Origin of the sequence: Chryseobacterium sp. RU37D (assembly GCF_900156075.1) — a bacterium.
Taxonomy (GTDB): Bacteria; Bacteroidota; Bacteroidia; order Flavobacteriales; family Weeksellaceae; genus Chryseobacterium.
Genome location: NZ_FTMM01000058.1, coordinates 1 through 2216, shown reverse-complemented (window position 1 = coordinate 2216; position 2216 = coordinate 1). Strand labels below are relative to the sequence as shown.

1 protein-coding gene and 1 pseudogene are annotated in these 2216 nt (G+C 37.4%); both read right to left on the bottom strand.

Annotated elements, in window-relative coordinates; translation table 11 throughout:
• Positions 1 to 192 precede the first annotated feature (192 nt).
• Positions 193 to 1557, bottom strand: a complete 1365-nt coding sequence (locus BW926_RS14455; RefSeq protein ID WP_076447949.1) for a peroxiredoxin family protein — start codon at positions 1555 to 1557, stop codon at positions 193 to 195.
• A 101-nt stretch (positions 1558 to 1658) separates the two neighbouring features.
• A pseudogene (locus BW926_RS13970) lies at positions 1659 to 2216 on the bottom strand (fibrobacter succinogenes major paralogous domain-containing protein); the annotation flags it as partial.

Below are 2216 nucleotides of genomic sequence, written 5' to 3'. Positions count from 1 at the left end.
TTCATTCTTAAAAGTGTTTAATTAATGTTTGAAAATTTATATTGTTATCTAATTAAATCGTTAGATAATTTATTAGCTATAATATACATTCACTGTTGATGTATTAAAATTGCAAAATGCTCTACCAACATCTATTATCCAAGATGAGTATAATTGCTATTACAGAAAGCTTTATTTCATCATGGGATTATATTATTTGTATTCTAAAATTTCCTGTAGGGAAGCTGACTTTAAGAGTATCTTCCCTGATTCATCAATCAAAACCATTGTAGGGGTACCTATCACGGCATAATTGACAAAGTTAGGTCCTTTTAATCCTTCAAGATCACAGAAAGCATATTGCTTCCACGGCAATTCATCTATCTTGCTTTTAAAGACTTTTTCATCAGTATCTGCAGAAATGGATACAATTTGGATTCCTTTCTTTTTCAAAGATTCATAATTCTCTGGAAGCTGCCTAAGAAGATCTTCACAATGACCGCAGCCGGATTCATAAAATACCAGTAAGGTTTTCTCATATCCATTTACAGCAAATTCACTAGGTTTTATGGTCTTTACATCAGGCTTATTGTCTTCAGTACGTCCAATATTTTTAGTAAAAATCAGATCAGGGGCATGTGTTCCCACAGCACCTTTGAGATATACCGCTAAAGATCCTTCGAAACTTGTTATTTTGCCTGAAGCGAGAACCCATGGAGCAATAGCTCCAATATACAAATCTTTACCCTGCTGTGTAAGGTAATAGGTGGTACGCCCAACAAAATCCTTATATTGATTTTTATCTTCCAACCTTTGACTAATATGTGCAAAATCTTCTACAAACCGATAAGGATCTTTCAGCACTTGAGTATGAATACTAACCCACGAAGCAATAACGGTCGTCCAGTATCCGGAGGTATACAATACCTTAAAATTTATATCATTAGCAATATAAGAGGCTATATTATCAGCTCTTTCTTTTTCATTATCTAGAATTTCAGTTCCTATTCCCTTGGTAATATTGATAATGGGTACCAATTGTTTCTCATAGGTGGGACTTGAAGAAAGAGAAGACTGAAAGTCATGATACTGCTGTTTCTGGATTTGATATTCCTGCTGGAAAACAGGATAATTTTTATCGGTCTTAGAATATGAAGCTATTGCGTGCAACATTGCATCATGGCGTGCAAATATGTTCTGCTGCTTTTCATACAGTTCATTAAGCTGTCGGTTTTCTTCATTTCCCTGATATATAATATTTTGCTCTGTAGGAATAGACTCTGAGCAGCTCACGGAAAAATCTTTTCCTGACACCAGCATGTCCAGTCCGCCTCCATCTTTATCATTGGTAATAAGCCAACGACTCATTCCTGTATAAGGAGCATATTCTTGGGGTATAATCAGGCTGAATTTTCCATTTGATGGTATTTTTCCCTGAATAATAGTCTGTTGCTTATCTCCCTGAAAAATAATAAAATCGTAGGTTTTCCCAGCAAAATGAGGAAAATATAAGTCTATTTTTTGAGCATGTAGCCAGCAACAAAGACCACTTAGTATAAGAAATATTATTTTTTTCATAACTTGTATAATAATGTCTGCTATTTTCAATGAAAAGAATATTCGACAATGAAATTTCCGGCGGCAAAGCCACCGGAAATCGCAAAATCAATCAATAGAATCTATTCTGATATACAGCGCACGGGGGTACCATTTATTCGACCGATGTGGTAGACCATTGAAGAGCTGATACTTAAGAACAGAGCGATCGCATCTTGTGGCTCGGGACCGGTGTACTTAGTACTGCTCCAGTAGTATGCGTCAGAACCAACGCTCTGTAGACCAGCACCAGCGGTTGCGCTGCGGAAGCCTGTAGCAGGCAAGAGCAAAGAAGGTCCAAATTTAATTGCTGAAGTATAACCACCCGTCCAGGTTCCCAATCGTGTAATCGCATTATTATTAATAACACCTTGCCACTGAGCCGAAGTAGGCACCCTGTACCCCGCAGGACATGGGTCATTTGCAGTTTTAACAGCATCCTGCCAAGTATTATCAGGTAAATTAACTTGATTCCATCCTGCAATATATGCATATGCTGGATTCTGATCATCCATCTGTGAAATATATCTATTTGCCATACCCGTAGTAGCTCCCCACTGGTATTTAGCTCCTTGTATAGATGCTGATGGTGTAAAAGGATCTGCACTCACATCAGCACCTAAGTTGTGACACATAAAGTC

Excerpts from the sequence above, each read along its gene's own strand:
- BW926_RS14455 (WP_076447949.1), bottom strand. The coding sequence starts at position 1,557 with ATGAAAAAAATAATATTTCTTATACTAAGTGGTCTTTGTTGCTGGCTA.